15 protein-coding genes and 1 pseudogene are annotated in these 16,588 nt (G+C 67.2%); 2 read left to right on the plus strand and 14 right to left on the minus strand.

From position 1 onward, the window contains the following. Nucleotides 1-91 precede the first annotated feature (91 nt). The 14 genes and pseudogenes from K4L06_RS00930 to K4L06_RS00995 form a co-directional block, all read right to left on the minus strand. Nucleotides 92-805, minus strand: a complete 714-nt coding sequence (locus K4L06_RS00930; RefSeq protein WP_221669605.1) for a hypothetical protein — start codon at nt 803-805, stop codon at nt 92-94. 192 nt (nt 806-997) lie between these two features. Next, the gene (locus K4L06_RS00935; protein WP_221669606.1) at nt 998-1,237 is read right to left on the minus strand and encodes a hypothetical protein; all 240 of its coding nucleotides are present in this window, start codon (nt 1,235-1,237) and stop codon (nt 998-1,000) included. A 122-nt stretch (nt 1,238-1,359) separates the two neighbouring features. Beyond that, entirely contained in the window at nt 1,360-1,836 is a 477-nt protein-coding gene (locus K4L06_RS00940; protein ID WP_221669607.1) for a hypothetical protein, read from the minus strand. A gap of 228 nt (nt 1,837-2,064) precedes the next feature. Beyond that, nucleotides 2,065-2,787 (minus strand): hypothetical protein, encoded by a 723-nt coding sequence (locus tag K4L06_RS00945; RefSeq protein WP_221669608.1) that lies wholly within the window; start codon nt 2,785-2,787, stop codon nt 2,065-2,067. A gap of 261 nt (nt 2,788-3,048) precedes the next feature. Continuing rightward, complete coding sequence (locus K4L06_RS00950) at nt 3,049-3,483, minus strand: hypothetical protein (protein WP_221669609.1); 435 nt, start codon at nt 3,481-3,483, stop codon at nt 3,049-3,051. A 708-nt stretch (nt 3,484-4,191) separates the two neighbouring features. Continuing rightward, on the minus strand, nt 4,192-4,644 hold the full coding sequence (locus K4L06_RS00955) for a hypothetical protein (protein ID WP_221669610.1): 453 nt from the start codon (nt 4,642-4,644) through the stop codon (nt 4,192-4,194). Nucleotides 4,645-4,674: 30 nt separating this feature from the next. Then, the gene (locus K4L06_RS00960) at nt 4,675-5,082 is read right to left on the minus strand and encodes a hypothetical protein (protein WP_221669611.1); all 408 of its coding nucleotides are present in this window, start codon (nt 5,080-5,082) and stop codon (nt 4,675-4,677) included. Then, entirely contained in the window at nt 5,079-5,693 is a 615-nt protein-coding gene (locus K4L06_RS00965) for a hypothetical protein (protein WP_221669612.1), read from the minus strand. Before K4L06_RS00965 ends, K4L06_RS00960 begins: the two co-directional genes overlap by 4 nt. A gap of 135 nt (nt 5,694-5,828) precedes the next feature. Then, nucleotides 5,829-6,992 carry an MFS transporter gene (locus K4L06_RS00970; protein WP_343225711.1) on the minus strand — a complete coding sequence of 388 codons (1,164 nt, stop codon included), beginning with the start codon at nt 6,990-6,992 and terminating at the stop codon, nt 5,829-5,831. 389 nt (nt 6,993-7,381) lie between these two features. Next, complete coding sequence (locus K4L06_RS00975) at nt 7,382-7,732, minus strand: DUF1304 domain-containing protein (protein ID WP_221669613.1); 351 nt, start codon at nt 7,730-7,732, stop codon at nt 7,382-7,384. A 155-nt stretch (nt 7,733-7,887) separates the two neighbouring features. Beyond that, on the minus strand, nt 7,888-9,018 hold the full coding sequence (locus K4L06_RS00980; protein ID WP_221669614.1) for an NAD-dependent epimerase/dehydratase family protein: 1,131 nt from the start codon (nt 9,016-9,018) through the stop codon (nt 7,888-7,890). Nucleotides 9,019-9,170: 152 nt separating this feature from the next. Beyond that, a pseudogene (locus K4L06_RS00985) lies at nt 9,171-10,424 on the minus strand (MFS transporter); the annotation flags it as partial. Nucleotides 10,425-10,638: 214 nt separating this feature from the next. Continuing rightward, nucleotides 10,639-11,553, minus strand: coding sequence for a metallophosphoesterase (locus K4L06_RS00990; protein ID WP_221669616.1), 915 nt, complete (start codon nt 11,551-11,553; stop codon nt 10,639-10,641). Beyond that, complete coding sequence (locus K4L06_RS00995) at nt 11,550-12,932, minus strand: MFS transporter (protein WP_221669617.1); 1,383 nt, start codon at nt 12,930-12,932, stop codon at nt 11,550-11,552. Before K4L06_RS00995 ends, K4L06_RS00990 begins: the two co-directional genes overlap by 4 nt. A 284-nt stretch (nt 12,933-13,216) precedes the next feature. Here K4L06_RS00995 and K4L06_RS01000 point away from each other — a divergent pair, with 284 nt between their 5' ends. After that, nucleotides 13,217-14,809: a choline dehydrogenase gene (locus tag K4L06_RS01000; protein WP_221669618.1), complete on the plus strand. Its 1,593-nt coding sequence runs from the start codon at nt 13,217-13,219 to the stop codon at nt 14,807-14,809. Between the two features lie 300 nt (nt 14,810-15,109). After that, on the plus strand, nt 15,110-16,510 hold the full coding sequence (locus tag K4L06_RS01005) for a serine hydrolase domain-containing protein (protein WP_221669619.1): 1,401 nt from the start codon (nt 15,110-15,112) through the stop codon (nt 16,508-16,510). Nucleotides 16,511-16,588: the final 78 nt, after the last annotated feature.

Raw genomic sequence — 16,588 nt, forward strand, 5'->3', positions numbered from 1 at the left:
TCCTTTGTAGAGACCCTTACCCTAGTTAAGGCGCACTGTCCTTAACCATAGGAATTCGCCGCTCAACTCTATCAAAAAGGGGCTCTGACCCCTACAGGGACGTCAGACGGCCGACCAGGTCGTAGCTCAGGGTGTTGGTGGTCGGCTTGTAATTGCTGTTAGTGCTGACGCCGCTGACGGTCTTTTCCTTGTAGCTCTCCCAGCCCTCGTAGGTGGTGGTGTAGGTGTGCATGTAGCCCGGGGCGTAGGTGCGGAAGCCCTTCGCCTTGCCGGTGCTGTCGTAGATGCTGTTGCCGGCGGCGTCGACGTACTCGACCCGGCTCTTGAGCGTGTCGAGCACGCTGGTGTCGTAGGTCTGGCGGTTGTCGGTGTTGTACTGCGACGCCAACGGCACCCAGCCCTCGTAGTTGTCCTTGCGGCGCCAGCTCTCCTGGTAGATCAGTCGGCCGTCGGCGTCATAGGAATAGTTTTCGGCATCGCTCAGCCAGCCGCTGAAGTCGTAGGTTTCGTACTCCTCGTAGATCTCGCCCGGGCGCGAAGTCCGGGTCCAGCTGGAACCGGCGGCGAAGTAGCGGCGCGTACCAGTCAGGCGGCTATTGGCGTCGTAGCTGAAGGTGCGGTCGATGCCGAAATAGCCGCCGGCGCCGGACAGCTGCTCGTGGTACTCGACGGTGCGGTTGCCGCGCAGGTCGTAACCGCTGTACTGCACCTTCAGCTGGCTGCCGCGGTAGAAGGTGCGGCTGACCGCATTGCCGCCGGCGTCATAGCCCAGCAGGTAGGAGTCGCCGCCCTCGGCGGTCAACATAGAGCTGGATCAGAGGCTTTTCACTGTCGAAAAGTCACTCTGACCCGGTCTATTGGACTCCGCCCGAACCCGAGGTGCGGGTGCAGGTGGAGTCGAGGGCGAAAAGGCTTACCGCCGTTTGCAACAACACCACCGCCCGGCTGTGCCGGGCGGCGAGTGGACTTTCAGCAGCTGGCGCGAACCGCTAGATCACTATGAAGCCCATTCCAAAACTTCGGGCAAAACTCCCGCCTTCCATTCGCGCGCAACCTTAATGGCGGCGCGGTTGAAGCAATGAAGCCTTTCATCACCCGGCATTGGTTCAATCAGACTTGCCTCACCTGTCACCTTATCGAAGCTAAGCACGCCGCGACGTCCTTGATCGCTCTCAAAAACATAGCGAGCAGACGATTCGCTTTCACCCGTTTTGTTCAGTCGAACATAGAAGGCCATGGTCTTAATCCGGAGTCCAAGTGCGTCGAAAATCGGGGTCAGAGCCACTTTTAAACATCTACAGCTTAAACTGCCTTTCGTGGCCGATGCACCAGCCACACCTCCGACACCATATTTTCCAATCATCTAGTGAGCTTACTCTCGAACCATCCACTCGCAAGAAGCTTTTCTCTGTAGACAGCATCCGCCAAGAAATCTGTTTTTAGGTCCAGGGAGAGAACCGCATCCAAATACTCTTTTGGCGGCGAATAGCCATGCGCCTCAATGTAATGAATGACAGCAACTGGAGATGAGTAAATTCGGCCACTCCCAGGAATCCAAATTTCAGCACCGGGGAGATAACTATCATTGCATTTGATGTACAGCGAACCACATTCTGGACAGCTCGGCGGAGCTCGACTTGGCTCGACTAGCGCTTTTAGCGGGCCGTCAGAGCAGGCTATTCGCTTAAGCTTCTCTGTAAATTCCGACGGCACCTCGCCAGTTGGCACGGGCCCACGAACATCTAGCCAGCCGATGCATACAACATCATCAAATTTGAAATGGCCGAGCATGTGCCCGTAAGGGACGAGATCTTCGTATGCGCAAATCAAATTCATCTCAACCTTCGTGTTCCTGCGGATCAGCCGACCGATGGTGCATGCGCTGACTGCGCTGTTCGTGTTGGGGGCGGCGATTTTTTCTGCGCCTTTGTTCTATTGATCGGAGCGCGCCGGCGCCCATTGGTAGCGCATTGGACTCGGATTGCTGTGCCCTTACCCGTTTACGGCGACTGGTCGATTCTCACCTCTAGCAGAACCCAAAGGAACTCCGCGCCCCTATCCTGCTTACAGCACCACAAGCCGATCGAGGACAGAGTCCTTCGGCACCGTCATCAACCGGCTCAGCTCCTCCAACAAACGCTCAAAAGCGATGTCGTTGGACTCGATCACCAAACCATCCGGCGCCGGGACAATCTCGTAATGCTGGAAGAATCGTTTGGCGGTGTACTCGATCAAGCGCCGAGACTCTTTTTCGGTCAAGACCGAAAAAGGGACTTTGAACCTAACCTGATGCGGCGGCACGAAGATCATATCCCGCAGATCGAGATGCTCGATTCTCGCGCCACACTCGGTACACAATTCCGGACTCGCGGAGTCCATCAGACACACGCAACATGCGAAAGACTCGCCACTACCGGCATTCGCGGCTCGTTTCTTGATGCCCGCCTCAACCGGCTCTTGCAAAGCAAAAACCTCGGCACCCCTGAAAACCCTAAAATCCGACACCTCGCGCAGAGCAAGCCCACCTTCGCCGGCATACAGGCTCCCCGTAATCAACGCCGGGTCACAGTAAAGAAACTGCCCACCCACATAGCAAGGAACACTCTCCAGAAGACGATCCAGAATATCTTGATCTGAAATGGTCAGTTGTGCCCCGCCCCATCGATCGACGCACAAGGCGACGCCGCCGTGTTTCACGGCGAGAAGGCCTCTAATGGAAACCCGAGCATCAAGGAATCGATCGGAGTCCAGAAGCAGGTCTTCGAGCTTGATCTCGTGAGCGTCCATCATCCGTCCAGTCAGCCGTCAAGAAATCAGGGCGCGTTTCGCCCTCTGAAGGCACAACGGCATCCACGGTCGGCTCCACCGAGATCCCATAGCCTTGGGAGCGACGCCCAATCTGTGTGACACGTTCTTTGGCACTGCCAGTTCTGCCCGCCGCGCACCGATTGTTACGCCTTTTTCCAGAGTCCTTGGCGGACTCGAACTCGACCGCCATCTACCGGATGGCTCGCAGCAAAGAGGCAGCCCTCGGTCCGCCGCTTGAGCTCAGTAGATGAAGTCCCCCGAGCAGACCGGACAGACGGGCGGCGAATGAAGTATGTCGTGCACCGCGCAATGACAGGCTGAATTGTTCGGGTCGCAATCGGATTCAGTGACAACCACCGTCTCGTCGATTATCCAGGCGGGCATTTGGGACAACAGCTGGGGCAACTGACTCGCGCCGCGATAGAAATAGAGTCTGACGTAAGCTCCAGCTTCGACAGCCGACCTAATCGCGCGATAGGCTCCCATCTTGCCAATGGAGCACTGTGCCGAAAGCCAGTCTGCGAGCGATACCGCGGATCCTTTTTTCACCTTCGCCCAGACATCGAAAGCCGCCGGATCATGGATCACCTCGCCCTCATCCGCAACGTGTTGCTGCGCCTCAACGGTGCGGCCGTGCTGACGCGGCAGCGACATCCAGGCTTTGATCGCGCCCATCGCGAATATCCCCTTCAGAAGCGCGACAATTTCTTGAGTGTACTCGCCGGGGAAGCCCCCCCGCCGCTGGAGTCGGAATAGGCCACAGCACCTTTAGATAGCCCGCGCATTCGGCGATACCAACCCCGCCGCCAAAGCCTCTCATCCGATCGCGCATTGTATAGCACCATTTGCGAACCGATTTTCCTCCGGACGGCGTGCCCTGGCCCCCCATCTTGTCGGGACAGGGTTCGGCCGATCCCTCGACTTCGACCTCGATCACTCCACTACGCAGCGCCATGGGGCCGAGGCCGACGAGCGTTCAGCGCACCTCCAAGCCGCGCCCATCCTCGGTCAAGTAACGACGGAAGATGTCGTGCATGAGATAGGCGTCGACCACCCGCTTCCTGGCGCTCTGCGGCAGATCAAGCAGCCCATGCAGCGATGGGTAGGCGACAGCCCAGAGATAGAGCGAAGGGGCTCGAATTGCCCAGTCGTCGCATCGTCGCGCGCCACCCCGTCCACGCATGCGTCGTAAACAGCCCGGAGCCTGCCGACGAATTCGTCCGCGGCCAGTCGCCAGAGCGCGCGATCCCGAACGCCGGCCTTGCCCGGCTCAACTCGGAAAGCGGCTGTCGCCACAAGGCGCGTTGCGGCAACTCGCCGGCGTTCGCCGCCCGCCAGTCGGCTGGCTTTTGCCTGCGAGCCGGCTACCGCCGGTGCCATGGCTCACCCGGCAAACGGCGCGGCAGCGAAGAAAGTGTCTGCGACCTTATAAGCGCAGGCGGTTTCGTACATGAAAGAAAGCACGAAATCGCAATCGGCTTGTCGCCGCAATAGTCCTATCAAGCCGTCGATTTCCCGATACGACTGCGTCAGGCGGGCATTGTGCAAGGTAAACAGGACATAGGCGGACAGCAGCCAGCCTTCATCGCGGAACATGTCGGCCGATACCGCCGATCTGCAGGGGTAGAACGAAGCAAGCATGAGCGTTTCAGGAAAGCGCGTGCTGAAGGCTCCATCCGGCCCGCCTCGCCGGATCGCGCCCTGCGGACCGACCGACAGCAGTGCCGCCCTGACCATCTCGGCACCTGCGGCGCCGACTATTTCCAGCGCATAGAAATTCGACACGGACTGTTCTCCCGGACATCGCCGCTGATCATAGCCCCGGCGCGACAGCATGGCCGTTCCGGCGGAGCGACCCGGCTTTCATCAGGCACCGGGGCCGCGCCTGGGCGAAGTGACGAATCTCCGAGGGCGATAGAGCCGCTGCGCCATTTCCAACGCCGCAGCGATATCGGCCTCGGCCAGTTCGCCGCGAAGCGACACCCGGCCTTCATCCAGACAGAAAACGGCTGCGATCGCCGGATCCGATCGCAACAGCGCAACTGCCGATTCGCGCCCCGACCCGAACTCACCGACACGCATCGTCGTCATGCGCGGGAAACGCGCACGCGACTTCAGCCAAGACAGAAGCGTAATACAGACGAACCGCAAATCCTGGCGTCCGACAAGCGCCTCGGCCGGCGCCAACATCGCGTCCGTCGCGCCCGAAGCGACATATTCCGCCATGGCGATCACCAGAGTTTGGGGAAACCGATCTTTGGAGCCACCGATCACTCGACACCCCATATCCCATGGCCGCAGGAGCACCTCGTATGCGCCTGAGGACCTCGCTCGCTTCGGCCAGTTCCTCGACGGCGTGCTCTCTTTCGCGGCCCGCGTTGCGCAACGGCCTTCGGCGTAGCCCGGCCCACGCTTCGGCCCCGATGTATTGCATCGTGCCGCGCGCCGCTCGTCGAAAATCGATAGACGACGTCGCAACGGTACGACGAGACCTTCAACACGTGGGGGAGCGGCGTGAGAATACGCATCGCGTACCAGTTGAAATCCACCAGGTTCGTGGACCCGATGGATCGCCGGTGGATGCACAGGCTGACGAACATCGTATTACCGGCTTCGAAGACGAAGTTTCCGCCGATTCCGCTTTCCTCCCATACCAGCGATACGCCGACCCACTCGCCGGCCGCGGCCTTTTGCTTCGCCAGCGATTCGACCGTCATCTCGCCCGTGCGCCAGTCGAAATCCTCTTTGTCGCCCAGCGGCAGGTAAAGCTGCGCGGGCTCGAGCCGCCAACCCGCATCGATCAAGACAGGCAGCGCGACCCAGGCCAGGCCCTGCGCCGGCGCGGCGTCGACAAAATCCATGTCGATCGAGGCCGATATCGACATTCGTTCCCCTAAACCGTCTTGGTCGAAGCTGTCGCACATTCTATTGGAACAAGCAGCGATCCAGCCTCTCTGAACAAACCGGCCGTTCGGCCGCACTCAAGAGTCGTCGCCAATGGAAGCAGGCCGACCAGTCGGTCATGCCGGTTCGGCTTGGACCGGCGACGGCCCGGCCGCCAGCAGCCCCACCCCCACCAGCACCGACAGCCCGACGATGGCCGCCGCGGCATAGCCCAGCGCGCCGACCCCGATCGCGTCGATGACCCGGCCGCCGACGATGGCGCCGACGCCGATGCCGAGGTTGGCGCCGGAGATGTTGAGCGAGGCGGCGAAGGCCGGGGCTTCGGGGGCCGACTTCATTACCCGCACATGGCTGACCGGGAACAGCGCGGCCTGAGTCACGCCCCACAGCGCCAGGGTCGCGGCGAACAGCGGCAGCGACTGGATCGAGGGCACCACCAGCACCAGGCCCAACGCCATCGGCGCGCTGAAGAGCAGCGACACCGCCAGCGGGTGGCGGTCGACGTAGCGGCCGCCGAGGCTGTTGCCGATCAGGCCGACCGCGCCGAAGGCCATCAGCGCCCAGCCCACCACCTGGCCGTCGAAGCCGGCCAGGCGCTCGAACAGGTCGGCCAGGTAGGTGTAGGCGGTGAACATGCCGGTGAACAGGATCACCGACAGCAGCACGTGGCCGCCGACGCGCGGGTCGCGCAGCACCCGGAACTGTTCGCGCAGGCGCGGCTGCGGCTTGTCGTTGCGGTGGTCGGGCAGGAACGCGAACAGCATCGCCGCCTTGGCCAGCGAGGCGATCGCCAGGGCGACGAAGGCCGCGCGCCAGCCGAAGGCATCGGCGATCAGGGTGCCGGTGGGTACCCCGATCACGGTGGCGCAGATCACCCCGAACGAGATCACCGAGATCGCCCGGCCGGCGCGCTCCTGCCCGGCCAGGTCGACCGCGGTCTCGCTGGCCAGGGCCCAGAACACCGGCACGCCCAGCGCCGGAATCAACCGCGCCAGCGCCATCACGCCCAGGCTGGGGGCCATCGCCGCGATCGCGTTGGACACGGCGAACAGCAGCAGCACCACGATGAACAAGCGCTTGCGTTCGAAGCGCGAGAAATAGGCGGTCAGGAACGGGCCGCTGGCGGCGACCGCGAAGGCGAACAAGGTCACCAGCAGGCCGGCCTGGGACACGCTGACCCCGAGGTCGCGGGCCAGCGGCGGCAGCAGGCCCACCAGGATGAATTCGGTGGTCAGCACGGTGAATCCGGCGGCCGACAGCAGCAACAGGGGCAATAGCACGGGAGGCTCCGAAAGGCGCAGGGACGCCGGACGACGGCGCGCAGCCGTCGCGGCGAGAGCAAAGGGGAAGGATTCGCGGAAGACCGCGCCGCGGTGCGGCGCATGCGGGCCAATCTAGGCGACGCGCGCACGGCGATAAACCGGCCGCGTGCGGCCGCATCGTTCCGCGACGCGAACAGCGCTTTCGCGCTTTGCGAATCGCGCACTTAGCGCGATCGCGGCGATCCGGGAAGGTTTATCCCGCGATGCGCTCTAGTCGCGGCGCGGCGACTGGCTCAGGCTTGCGCCGTTATGCCGACGCGATCGGCGCAAGCCATCGCCCTGCGGACGGCGCAGCGCGCTTCAGCAGCGCCGTGCCGGATCGCTCGCCAACAGCGATCCGAGCGCGCTTACAACAGCCACAGCGCCGCCAGCGCGGCCAGGGCCGGCACCGCCTGCACGTAGAAGATGCGCCGGCTCACCGTCGCCGCGCCGTACGCGCCGGCGACCGTCACGCAGACCAGGAAGAAGGTCGCCACGTCGGTGCGCGCGCAGACCAGGCCCCAGACCAGGCCGGCGACCAGGAAGCCGTTGTACAAGCCCTGGTTGGCCGCCAGCACTCGGGTCAGCTCGGCTTTTTCAGGGCTGTTGCGGAACACCTTCATGCCCAGCGGCTTGGTCCACAGGAACATCTCCAGCACCAGGAAGTACAGGTGCAGCAGCGCGACCAGGGCGATCAGGGCGATGGCGATCCAGGGCATGGCGCGGCGGTCCGGGGCGGGTGTGCGATGGAACAGAAGATAGCGGATCGGGAGATGGAAGGTGACGGGTCGAAAGCCGCCGAGCGGCGGCGGCCGACGCCGCTGCGCTCTTCGCTATCTCCTACCCGCCTTCTGCCGACGCCTGGCGGTATCTCCTACCGAGCCCGCGCATGCCAGGCCTTCAGCACCTGCGCCTCGCGCTCCGGCGCGATGCCGGCCTTGGGCTTGGCGCGCCGGTCGGCCGGCAGTTGCCGCCAATAAGCCAGGGTATCGCGCACGGTTTCGCCCAGCGGGCGGTGGCGCAGGCCGGCGGCCTGGGCCTTGGCCACCGAGGTGCGGCCGAAACCGGCGTACTCGCCGCGCGCCGGTATCCACGCCGGCATGTCCTGCCACGGCGAGACCTTTTGCGTTTCCAGGAACTCGGCCGGCACCCAGGTCAGGCTCGACTCGGCCCCGGCCGCGCGCTGCGACTCGCGCAGCACCGCGCCCATGCTCAGCGTGCCCGGCGCGGCGTCGGCGTTGTAGATGCCGAAGTGGCGGCGTTCGATCGCGGTCAGCAGGAACTCGGCCAGGTCGCGCACGTCGATGAACTGGGTCGGGTCCTCGGCGCTGCCCGGGGCGAGGATCTCGCCGCCGCGATCGGCGCGCGCCGGCCAATAGGTAAACCGATCGGTGCGATCGCCCGGGCCGACGATCAGGCCGGGCCGGACGATGGTGGTGCGGCCCGGCGCCTCGCGCTCGGCCGCGGCCTCGCACAGCGCCTTCAGCCCGCCGTAGGTCTCGCCGGTCACCTCGGTTACGTTCGGATCGGCGAGCTGGGCCAGCGGCGAGTTCTCGTCGGCCGGCACGTCGTTGCGGGCGTAGACCGAGATCGTCGACACCAGCAGGTACTGGCCGATGCGCGGCGCCAGCAGGCCGGCCGAACGGGTCACGTCGGCCGGCAGGTAGGCCGAGGTGTCCAGCACCGCGTCCCAGCGGCGCTCGCCTTCCAAGGCCTTCAGGTCGGTCTTGCGGTCGCCGTGCAATTGCTCGATGTCGCTGAACTCCTCGCCGGCGAACTTTTCCGGCGCCGTCTTGCCGCGGTTGAACAAGCTCAGCTTGTGCCCGCGGCGACGCGCGGCTTCGACGAAATGCGGACCGAGAAAACCGGTGCCGCCGAGCACCAGCAGGGTCATCGGCTTGAGCTTGGGCTTGAGCTTGGCCGTGGCCTGGGCAAAGGCCGGCAACGCCAGCAGGCCGGCGCCGGCCGCGCCGGCGGCGAGAAAGTCGCGGCGGCTGGTAGTCATGTCTCACCTCGCAGGGGTTGGGCAGAAGTCGATAAGGCTGAAGTCGATAAGGCCGAAGCGGATAGGGTCGAAGCAGGCAGGCCCGGACCGGGCGCAGGCGCCGCTTCGCCGAGACCGCGGCGCGCGCGCAGGATCGCGCAGACCCCGCCGAGCATGCCGGCCGCGGCCACCGCGCCAGCGGCGAACACCGTCGCCGTGCCGGCCGCGGCCACCGCCTTGTGGATCCAGACGAAGGCCAGGTCGGTGCCGCGGAACACCGCGGTGTCGATCACCGCCTTGCCCTGATAGCGCGAAGGCCGATCGACCCGGGTGTACAGGGTTTCGCGCGCCGGCTTGGCCAGGGCGAACTCGCCGGCGCGCTGCGCCACCTGCACGATCGCCACCATCACCGGCAGCGGCGAAGCCAGCAGCAGGCCGAAGCCGAGCAGCAGCACCAGCGCCGGCAGCAGCAAGGCCGGCGCCACTCCGAAGCGGCCGAGCAACCAGCGGGTCAGCAGCAGTTGGGTCAGGATCGCCAGCAGATTGACCGCGCTGTCGATGCGGGCGAAGTACGCGGTCGCCGCGGCCGGGTCGGGATAGAACTCGCGCGCGATCGCGGCCTGCTGGTTGTACAGCAGGGTCGCCGCGCCGACGCTGAAGAACAGGGTGATCGCCATCGCCCGCAGCAACGGCCGCTGCCAGACCAGGCGCAGGCCGGCCCAGACCGATCCGCCCATCGCCGCCTCGCCGCTGGCCAGGCCTTGCCGGCGCTCGCGCCGGATCGCCCAGCCGCGCAAGCGCACGATGCACAGCACGCACACCGACAGCAGCGCCGCCGACACCAGCAACAACTGGGCCACGCCGATCCGGCCGACCAAGGCTTGGGTCAGCAGCGGACCGAGCACCGCGCCGGCGGTGCCGCCGGCGCCGATGTAGCCGTACACGCGGCGCGCCTGGGCCTCGTCGAACACGTCGCCCATGTAGCTCCAGAACACGGTCACCGCGAACAGGTTGAACACCGCGATCCAGACGAAGAACAGCATGCCGCGACCGGACAGCTGGGCCTGGAAGGCCCAGTGGAAACCGAGCAGGCAGACGATGAAGCACAGGTACACCAGCGGCAGGAACACCCGGCGCGGAAAGCGCGCCACCAGGGCGCCGTAGAGCGGCTGCAACAGCAGCATGACTACGAAGGTGCAGGTGAACAGCAACTGCAGGACGAAGTCCTTCAACGCCCATCCATGCGCCTGCGCCCAGTCGATCCACGCCGCCGGGAACACCGTCGCCGCATCGGCCGCGGCGCCCATCGCGTCGCGCACCGGCCGCAGCACGTAATAGCCGCACAGCAGGCAGAAGAAGTACAGCAGCGACCACCACAACGGCGGGCTCGCGCTCGCGGCGGCGCGCAGCCGCGCCAGCGCGCTCATGCGCACGCGCCGGCCCCGGGCGAATCGCGGCCGGCGGCGAGCGCGACCATGCATGCCGGCACCGTGGCGTCCTCGCGCATTGCCCGTTCTCCCGTTGGCCGCCGCTCACGCTAACGCCGGCCCCGCGCTCGGCCATCTGCGGATGGTCATCCCAACCTTCGGCAGGGGCTCCGACCGCGGCCTCGTTTTGCCGACGCAGGCGGCGGCGCGGCGATCAGCGCGCGGCGGGAGCGGCGTCGGCGCGGTTGGGAGCGCTGGCCGGCTCGCGCGCCGCCGCGCGCAAGGTCAGCTGGGAAATCTCCGGCGGCACGCCGAAGCGCACCGGCAGGATGCTGGTGCCGATACCGGTGCTGACGAACAGATGCTTGCCGTGTTCGATCAGATAGCCGCCGGCGTAGCGCTGGTCGGCCGGCAGCACGGGCGTGCCGATCCAGGGCAGTTTCACCTGGCCGCCGTGGGTGTGGCCGGCCAGGGTCAGCGAAGCGCGCGGCGGGATGTCGGGGAAGATGTCCGGATTGTGGGTCAGGGCCAGCGCCGGCGCGGCGTCGTTGACTGCGGAAAAGGCCCGGACCACGTCGTGGCGGGTCTCCCATTTATCGCCGATGCCGACCACCCACAAGCGGCAGCCGCCGAGCTCGGTCGCGCGCGCCTCGTCCTCGAGCACGATCACCCCGGCCGATTCCAGCGCCGCGCGCACCTTGTGCCCGTCCTTCCACCAGTCGTGGTTGCCGAGCACCGCATACACCGGCTTGCGCGCGGTCAACGGCTTGAGATGCGGCGCCATCTGGTCGGCGGAGACATAGGTACCGCCGAGCACGCTGAGAATGACGTAGTCGCCGGCCATCAGCACCGCGCGCGCGTCGCTGGCGATCAAGCGCTCGACCAGGCGATCGAGCCGGTCCAGGCCGTTGTGCGGCGAGCCGGTGTGGATGTCGGCGACCACGTCGATGCGCAGCCCCTCGCACTGCGGGCTCCAGTGCGGCAGGCGCAGGTCGTAGCCGCGTTCGACCAACTGCCGCGGTTCCCAGAAGAAGCCCCAGCTCAGGCAGCCGACCGCGATCAGCACCGTGCCGACGAACAGACGTTGCAGCCACGGCTGGCGCGGCCAGGGCCGCCAAGCGCGGTTCACCCGCGCGGCCCGGGTTCGGCGGCGGCGCCGCGCTGCACCCAGCGCGCCAGGTTCCAGCCGATCAGGCCGGCGCCGGCGGCGACCGTGGCGCTGATGCCGGCCAGGCCGGCGACGCCGACGCCGGCGCTGCGCAGGGCCACCATCGCCGTCGCCACGGCCACGTCGCCGAAGCGCCAGGCGGCGGTGTCGACCGCGTTCTTGCCCTTGTAGCGCAGGCTGCGCGCGGCGCTGGCGAACAGGCTTTCGCGCGCCGGGTTGGCCATGCCGTAGGCCAGGCCGCGGCTGACGATCAGGGCCAGCGCCACCGCCGGCATCGCACCGATCGTCGCCGCCACGCCGTCCGGCAGCCAGGCCAGGCCGGTGCCGAACAGCGGCAACGCGCGCGCCAGCGGCGCATGCGGATCGGCGACCAGGGCCACGGTCAGCAGCGCCGCGACCGTGACCAGGGACCAGGCGCCGATCACCGTCGCCGCGCCGCGTCGCGCCAGCAGCCACGGCGTGATCAGCAACTGGGTCGCCAGCGCCAGCAGGTTGGTCATCAGGTCCAGGTCGGCGGCGAAGCGGGTGCGCGCGACCGCATCGACGAAGGTCGCCTTGGAGTAGTCCACGACCAGGCCGTAGTTGACCGTGCCGATCCAGTCGCCGAGCAGCAGCAGGATCGCCATCGAGCGCATGAACGGATTGGCGAACACCTGCTTGAGGCCGTCGAACATGCCGCCGCCGATCGCCGCGTCGTGCGCGGCCTCGTGCCGGCGCGCGCCGTGCACGCGCGCCCAGCGCCCGAGCAGGCCGACGAACAGCAGCGACGAAGCCAGCAGCCCGGCCGAGACCAACAGCAAGGGCGCCACGCCGATGCGTTCGACCAGCACCCGGGTCAGCGCCGGGCCGGCCAGCGAACCGACCGTGCCGGCCACCGCGATCAGCGGGAACAGCCGCCGCGCCTGGCCCTCGTTCCAGATGTCGGTCATGAAGCTCCAGAACACCGACACCACGAACAGGTTGAACACGCTGATCCAGACGAAGAACAAGGTGCCCAGAGCGCGCGGGCTGAGCGGGCCGTGCTCGGCGAACAGCGGCACGAAGCCGAGCAGGCAGGCGATGAAGAAGCCGTACACCAGCGGCACCACGACCCGGCGCGGGTAGCGCGAGACCAGGCCGGAGAACACCGGGGTCAGGGCCAGGGTGGCGACCAGGGTCGCGGCGTAGAACCAGGGCAACTGGGTCGAGCCGACCGCGCCGCTGAGTTGATCGCGCAGCGGCCGGATCACGTAGTACGCGGTCAGCACGCAGAAGAAATACCCCAGCGAGAACGCGACCGCGGTCCATTCTCCGGTGTGGACGCGCCCCGGCCGCAGGCTGGCGTCTTGGACTGCCGACATTCCGTCGCTCCGTGAGGGCGCCGGCACGCGGCCGGCGCTTCGGGGATGTTCGGCGCGGGTCGGCGCGGCGCAAACCGGGCCCGACCGCATCGCCGTCGGCGGACCGGTCGCCGCCGGTCCTCCATTGGCCGGCACGGTAGCCGAACGGGTCGAGGACCGCCACCACTGCGCCGGGCGGCAAGCGCGGCGGCGGCGCCGAGCGCGCATTGGGAGCATTTGCTCTAGTTTTGCCGCTTACGGTCCCCGCACGGCGCCGCACTCGGCGCACAACGGCTTCGGATACCGTGTCCCAAGAGTTCGACTACATCGTCATCGGCGCCGGTTCGGCCGGCTGCGTGCTCGCCAACCGCCTCAGCGAAGATCCCGACGCGCGCGTGTTGCTGATCGAGGCCGGTCCGCGCGACCGCCACCCGTTCCTGCACATGCCCGCCGGCCTGGCCAAGCTGGTCGACAAGAAGGGCGTGAACTGGAGCTACGACACCGCGCCGGAGCCGCAGTTGAACGGCCGCAGCCTGTGGTGGCCGCGCGGCAAGGTGCTCGGCGGCTCCAGCTCGATCAACGCCATGTGCTACATCCGCGGCGTGCCCGGCGATTACGACGACTGGGCCGCCGCCGGCGCCGACGGCTGGAACTGGAACGGCGTGCTGCCGTTCTTCCGCCGCAGCGAGCGCAACAGCCGCGGCGACGACGCCCTGCACGGCAGCCTGGGCCCGCTGTACGTGTCCGACCTGCGCTACACCAACCCGCTGTCGTCGGTGTTCATCGAGGCCGGGGTCCAGGCCGGCTACGTCCGCAACCAGGATTTCAACGGCCCCGAGCAACAGGGCTTCGGCTTCTACCAGGTCACCCAGAAGAACGGCGCGCGCTGCTCCAGCGCGGTCGCCTACCTGGACCCGGCGCGCGAACGGCGCAACCTGCACATCGTCACCGGCGCCCTGGTCGGCCGGATCACCTTCGAACGCGGCCGCGCCACCGGCGTGGTCTACAGCGCCGGCGGTCGCGCCTACCACCAGCGCGCCGCGCGCGAAGTGCTGCTCAGCGGCGGGGCGATCAATTCGCCGCAGTTGCTGATGCTGTCCGGCGTCGGCCCGGCCGCCGAGCTGCGCCGGCACGGCATCGAGGTCGTGCACGACGCGCCGCAGGTCGGGCAGAACCTGCAGGACCACCTCGACGTCTGCACCCTGCAGCACTCGACCCAGCGCATCACCTACGACCGGGTCAGCGATGTGCGCATCGCCTTCGACTACTACCTGCGCGGCCACAGCGGCCCGGGCAGCAGCAATATCGCCGAGGCCGGCGGCTTCGTCCGCTCGGCGCTGGCGCCGGACGCGCGCGCCGACGTGCAGTTCCATTTCGTCCCGGCGATGCTCGACGACCACGGCCGCCGCCGCCTCGCCGGCGACGGCTACACCGCCCACGCCTGCTTCCTGCGCCCGCGTAGCCGCGGCGCGATCTCGCTGGCCAGCGCCAGCGCCGGCGACAAGCCGCGGATCCAGGCCAACTACCTCAGCGATCCGGAAGGCTTCGACCTGAAGATGATGGTCGAGTGCGCCAAGCTCTCGCGCGAGCTGTTCGCGCAGAAGGCCTTCGATCCCTATCGCGGCGCGCCGATCTTCCCCAAGCGCAACGACCTCAGCGACGCCGAATTGGTCGAGTTCGTGCGCGCCAAGGCCGAAACCGTCTACCACCCGGTCGGCACCTGCCGGATGGGCAACGACGAGGCCGCGGTGGTCGACCCGCAGCTGCGCGTGCGCGGCGTCGAGGGCCTGCGGGTGATCGACGCCTCGGTCATGCCCAGCCTGATCGGCGGCAATACCAACGCGCCGACGATGATGATCGCCGAGCGCGCCAGCGACCTGATCCGCGGCCGGCTCTGAGCCGCGGCGGCCGGCCCGGCAGGGTCGGCGCCCCGCTTCCCGGCCGCTTGCGCCGGCCGCTTGCGCGACGGTTTCGCGACGGTTTCGCGCATCGGCCATGACGCAGCGCCGCATGCCGGCGCCGCCCGCGTTCGCGGCGGCGCCGGCGCGACCCTTCGTCGGCGTTTTTCGCGCGCTGGTAGGCCGATCGGCGCACCGGCCATTAATCCCTGAAAAAACAGAAACCTGAACACGCTTGTTGTTCAATTCCCTGAGATCGGAGCTAGAATCGGCCCATCCGATCCATGCAGGCGCCGAGCGATGAAACACGACTCCTCACGACGCTCATTCACTCCCTGGCGCCTCGGCACCCTCGCCGCCCTGCTCACCCTGACCCTGGGTTCGAGCGCGCAGACCTCGCTGCGCTGGGGCAGCGGCCAGGATCCGGCCACCGCGGTCGCGCGCAGCCAGGGCGTCGACGGCAGCGTGCGTCCGGGCCAGTTCTCCACCGCGCGCAGCGTCGGCAACACCCGCGCCCAGCCGCTGGCCGCCGGCTTCGACGTGCAGCAGTTCGAGTCGATGGCCCAGGCGATGGTCGCCGACCAGCGCATCCCCGGCATGGCGATGGCGATCGTGCACAACGGCCAGGTCCTCAGCGCCCGCGGCTACGGCATCACCGACGTGCGCAACGCCGAGCCGATCGACAGCCACACCGTGTTCCGCCTGGCCTCGCTGTCGAAGAGCTTCGCCGGCACCCTGACCGGCCTGCTCGTCAACGACGGCACCCTGCGCTGGGACAGCAAGCTGGTCGACTACATGCCCAGCTTCCAGTTGGTCGACCCCAACGCCGCGCGCACCATCACCGTCGCCGACGTGCTCAGCCACCGGGTCGGCCTGAGCCACAACACCTACGACCGCGACCTCGAGAACTACGCCGACTACCGCAGCCTGACTCAGAAGCTGGCCTATGCGCCGATGACCTGCCAGCCGGGCACCTGCTACGGCTACCAGAACATCGCCTTCAGCCTGATCGGCGACGTGGTCTTCGCCGCCACTGGCGACTTCTACAGCCAGGAAGTGCAGCGCCGCCTGTTCAAGCCGCTGGGCATGAACGACGCCAGCCTCGGTCTGGAAGGCATCACCGCCAGCGCGCGCTGGGCCAAGCCGCACGTGCGCGGCCGCGGCGGCTGGGCCTCGCTGACGCCCAAACCGACCTACTACCAGTTGCCGCCGGCCGCCGGCGTCAACGCCAGCGCCAGCGACATGGCGCAGTGGCTGATCGCCCAGACCGGGCATCGTCCGGACGTGCTGCCCCTGCCGCTGTTGGCGACCCTGCACCAGCCGCTGGTCGACACCCCCGGCGAGATCCGCGGCTCCAGTTGGCGCCGCCAGCGCCTGAGCTCGGCCGGGTACGCGCTGGGCTGGCGCGTGTTCGACTACGCCGGCCACCGGGTGGTGTTCCATGCCGGCGCGGTGCAGGGCTATCGCGGCATGGTCGCCCTGCTGCCCGAACGCGACCTCGGCTTCGCGGTGCTGTGGAACAGCGAAAGCGCGCTGCCGACCGGCCTGCTGCCGACCATGCTCGACCGCGCCATCGGCATGCCGGCGCAACGCTGGCTCGATGTGGACGGCTTCGACGAGACCCTGCTCTACGCCTCCGAAGGCGCGCCGCAGAACCCCAGCGGCAGCAACGCGCAGAAGTCGACCGCCGCGCCGCAGTAAGCGCAGCGGCATCCAAACGACTCAACGGGCCGCGGCATGCCGCGGCCCGTTGCGTTTGCGCCGCCCGCGAAGACTGCG

This window comes from Lysobacter sp. BMK333-48F3 (genome assembly GCF_019733395.1).
Classification (GTDB): Bacteria; Pseudomonadota; Gammaproteobacteria; order Xanthomonadales; family Xanthomonadaceae; genus Lysobacter.

What these genes read in the sequence shown, in the direction of transcription:
- K4L06_RS00975 (WP_221669613.1), bottom strand. Translation starts at nt 7,732, where the DNA reads ATGCCCTGGATCGCCATCGCCCTGATCGCCCTGGTCGCGCTGCTGCAC.
- K4L06_RS00935 (WP_221669606.1), bottom strand. Translation starts at nt 1,237, where the DNA reads ATGGCCTTCTATGTTCGACTGAACAAAACGGGTGAAAGCGAATCGTCT.
- K4L06_RS00930 (WP_221669605.1), bottom strand. Translation starts at nt 805, where the DNA reads ATGTTGACCGCCGAGGGCGGCGACTCCTACCTGCTGGGCTATGACGCC.
- K4L06_RS00945 (WP_221669608.1), bottom strand. Translation starts at nt 2,787, where the DNA reads ATGGACGCTCACGAGATCAAGCTCGAAGACCTGCTTCTGGACTCCGAT.
- K4L06_RS00965 (WP_221669612.1), bottom strand. Translation starts at nt 5,693, where the DNA reads ATGTCGATATCGGCCTCGATCGACATGGATTTTGTCGACGCCGCGCCG.
- K4L06_RS00955 (WP_221669610.1), bottom strand. Translation starts at nt 4,644, where the DNA reads ATGCTGTCGCGCCGGGGCTATGATCAGCGGCGATGTCCGGGAGAACAG.
- K4L06_RS00940 (WP_221669607.1), bottom strand. Translation starts at nt 1,836, where the DNA reads ATGAATTTGATTTGCGCATACGAAGATCTCGTCCCTTACGGGCACATG.
- K4L06_RS01005 (WP_221669619.1), top strand. Translation starts at nt 15,110, where the DNA reads ATGAAACACGACTCCTCACGACGCTCATTCACTCCCTGGCGCCTCGGC.
- K4L06_RS00980 (WP_221669614.1), bottom strand. Translation starts at nt 9,018, where the DNA reads ATGACTACCAGCCGCCGCGACTTTCTCGCCGCCGGCGCGGCCGGCGCC.
- K4L06_RS00995 (WP_221669617.1), bottom strand. Translation starts at nt 12,932, where the DNA reads ATGTCGGCAGTCCAAGACGCCAGCCTGCGGCCGGGGCGCGTCCACACC.
- K4L06_RS00950 (WP_221669609.1), bottom strand. Translation starts at nt 3,483, where the DNA reads ATGGGCGCGATCAAAGCCTGGATGTCGCTGCCGCGTCAGCACGGCCGC.